This is a genomic window from Arthrobacter sp. JCM 19049, assembly GCF_001310435.1.
In genome coordinates this window covers 1-2648 of record NZ_BAXF01000304.1, presented here as the reverse complement: position 1 = coordinate 2648, position 2648 = coordinate 1, and the positions used below count along the sequence as shown (strand labels likewise).

The following is a 2648-nucleotide window of genomic DNA, read 5'->3' as shown; positions in this document are numbered from 1 at the left end:
GCGCTCAACGCAGCAGACCGGGGCCGCGGGCGATGACCGGGCAGGCGCGGGTCAGCATCAAGGCTTGAGGCGGTCCTGCTAGCGCATGCTGGCAAAGCGGTACCCCCGTTGGGACACGACCTCGCGAAAGACTTCGTGGGAAGGTACCTTGTGCGCCACGACCGAGTACTTCCACTGCGGCACCCGGAAGGTCATGGCGCCATCAACCTGGGTAAGCCTCCCGAAAAATTCACCCATCCCCATCTCCTGGGGCATCGCACCAACGGTCCGAAGATCCGGCTGCTGAGTGCTCAGGTGCAGCATCATCAATTCATCCGCGTGCCGATCAATCATGCAATAAACACTGCCCGGCCATGGATGGAGGCCAGGCCCATGGCATCAGCCAATGATTCTGAGCCTGAGTCATCACAATGGGAACTCCGGCTTCCACCCGAAGAGCCCCAAATACTCTTTGCCCTTGTTTGTTGCCAATACCTGCGCTACCCGCTGCGCAGTCTGTGTTCTGATGATACGACCAGGCATGTCTTGGTTCCCTATCTCTAAGAACGACTAATTTCAGAAATCTACAAACACTGCACTGCGGTCTGGACGGCAGCGTTGCGGAGCGCCTGTGGTCACTTTTTGACTCGCGTCCGCCGGGCAAATCACCGTTTGAAGCAGTGCGCTTAGTTGAGGATCTTCTTCTGTGCCTGCGTTGCGTCACTGTGCAGGGCCGGGGAGGCAATAATTGGCTGTTCACCGGTCGAGAAGGGATCAATTAGCCAGCCCGCTTCGGCAGTGCCAGCCTGGGCCGCCCGCCCTGCCGCCACGGCGGGGGCGGGATGCTGACCCTGAACGGCAAATTGCAGGTTCCGCACCTCAAATTGAATGCCGATGACTTGTTCCAGCTGTGGCAGAAGTTCGTCATTGACGAACTGCACCAAATCCGCAACGTATCGCTCGTCCGTCGCGGTGCACGCAAAATTGATGACCAGTTGACCCGGGTCACCGGTGATTGCGCACTGGCAGGAATGCACGTCTGCCCGTCCCCCACACTGGTAGCGGGCATAGCGGGCCACTTCGGACAACTTGCGTGACCAGGCCTTCCCGGCCGGAGGGTGATCCAGGTGCTCAAGATGATTCGTTGTCATGTCTCACTCCTCGTGTATCGGGATGTTCCATAGTAAAATAACACTTAGCCTATCTAACTGTTAGAAAGGCTATATGTAAGATTGTGATGTATCAAGCTGGAGATTGAAAAAACGGACTGGCCGGTAGATCCCAAGGTCTAAAGAACCCAGCTCTCCAGTAGAAAGGCCCCGATGAGCGCACTTCAAAGCAGCGGTTACTGGTACCCGCAAGGGTCCGAGGAAACCACGCCGATCGATCTGCTCAACCTGCTACGCCGCTATCGAAGTGCGGAACGCAAAATGCGGGCGGCAACCAGGGACTCCATGGGAATGGGCGAAACGGATCTTCTCGCCCTGCGCTTCCTGCTCAAGGCCCATCAATCCGGCGGATACTGCGCCAAAAGGACTTTGCCAGCGAACTGGAGATCTCCAACGCCTCGGTATCGGCACTGGTTGACCGCTTGTGCCGCGACGGCTATGCACAGCGTGTGGTGCACCCCGAGGACCGCAGGTCGGTGGCGATCATGCCCACCAAGCACACGGATCAGGAGGTGCGTGAAACTCTTGGTCCCATGCATCAGCGAATGCTCGAAGCGGTGGAAAGCCTTACCGCGGATGAACGCACCGCAGCGGCCAAATTTCTCCATGGAATGATTCGAAGCGTAGAGAAAATCGACACGTCGACGCCTACCTCGCCGAAAGCCCCATCTTCCTCGGGCACCAAGGCTGCGGCCACGGCTCATACCGCCTCTTGAGCTGAAGTTCGCTAGAGCGTCATTCCAACCTCCGGCAACCGCGCGAAGCGGTTCTTTGCCAAAGCGCCCGCCCGCGCTTGCCGGAGGTACCAATGAGCGGATGGCTTCTAAGCGGATCAGCTTCTTTGCGGGGCATTTCAGGTTTCCAACAACATCAGACGCGAAGGAGCAACCCAGACAACGCGGAAGTCGACGAAAGGACCATCAGCAGATGCCAAAAACCACCCTCCAGCTCACCCTGACCAAAGATCAATTCGACGACCTGTCCAATGCACTGGAAGATTACCGCGACCAGTTCGCCCAACGTGCCGGAGAATCGGAGTTTGACCTCCTACTCGGCTCCGCATATTGGGAAGATCGGGCGCAGGAAATTCAGGAACTGCTTGAGCGCATCCTCCAGTCGCCAAGCTTCTGGCTATAGAACCGGGTGTGGCGGCACCAAGAATCCTGCGGGCAACGAGGTTCCGGCACGCGCGCATGCTGGCACAGGGGAGCTCTTCGAACGGCCTTCGCGAAGCGGGGCCAGCCCCGCTTCAGCCCACGTGCGGTCTAGGACTCGATCAGCGAACGCCCCACGATCAACTGCATGATTTCGTTGGTGCCCTCCAGGATCTGGTGCACCCGCAGGTCGCGGGCAATCTTCTCCAGGCCATACTCGCTGAGGTAGCCGTAGCCGCCATGCAGCTGGATGGCGCTGTTCGCGGCGTTGAAACCCGCATCTGTGGCCATTCGTTTGGCCATGGCACACAACCGGACAGCATCCGGAGCCTTGGCGTCCAGCGCG

Annotated in this window: 5 protein-coding genes and 1 pseudogene; 3 read left to right on the top strand and 3 right to left on the bottom strand. The window is 58.7% G+C overall.

The genetic code is table 11. The features are described 5' to 3' along the window. Positions 1–78 precede the first annotated feature (78 nt). Positions 79–306, bottom strand: a complete 228-nt coding sequence (locus tag JCM19049_RS11340) for a hypothetical protein (protein WP_279403044.1) — start codon at positions 304–306, stop codon at positions 79–81. 359 nt (positions 307–665) lie between these two features. After that, a complete protein-coding gene (locus JCM19049_RS11335) occupies positions 666–1130 on the bottom strand; it encodes a hypothetical protein (protein WP_054821649.1) in 465 nt (154 codons plus the stop codon). Positions 1131–1327: 197 nt separating this feature from the next. Here JCM19049_RS11335 and JCM19049_RS22635 point away from each other — a divergent pair. From JCM19049_RS22635 to JCM19049_RS11325, 3 genes and pseudogenes are all read left to right on the top strand, one after another. After that, positions 1328–1567: pseudogene (locus tag JCM19049_RS22635) on the top strand (hypothetical protein); the annotation flags it as partial. A 57-nt stretch (positions 1568–1624) separates the two neighbouring features. Then, a complete protein-coding gene (locus JCM19049_RS20465) occupies positions 1625–1864 on the top strand; it encodes a hypothetical protein (protein ID WP_279403043.1) in 240 nt (79 codons plus the stop codon). A gap of 211 nt (positions 1865–2075) precedes the next feature. Then, entirely contained in the window at positions 2076–2285 is a 210-nt protein-coding gene (locus tag JCM19049_RS11325) for a hypothetical protein (RefSeq protein ID WP_054821648.1), read from the top strand. Positions 2286–2413: 128 nt separating this feature from the next. On the opposite strand, the gene JCM19049_RS11320 is transcribed toward JCM19049_RS11325, so the two are convergent. After that, positions 2414–2648 (bottom strand): acyl-CoA dehydrogenase family protein (locus tag JCM19049_RS11320; RefSeq protein ID WP_279403042.1); only part of this gene is annotated, 235 nt, incomplete at its 5' end.

Excerpts from the sequence above, each read along its gene's own strand:
- JCM19049_RS11340 (WP_279403044.1), bottom strand. The coding sequence starts at position 306 with ATGATGCTGCACCTGAGCACTCAGCAGCCGGATCTTCGGACCGTTGGT.
- JCM19049_RS11335 (WP_054821649.1), bottom strand. The coding sequence starts at position 1,130 with ATGACAACGAATCATCTTGAGCACCTGGATCACCCTCCGGCCGGGAAG.
- JCM19049_RS11325 (WP_054821648.1), top strand. The coding sequence starts at position 2,076 with ATGCCAAAAACCACCCTCCAGCTCACCCTGACCAAAGATCAATTCGAC.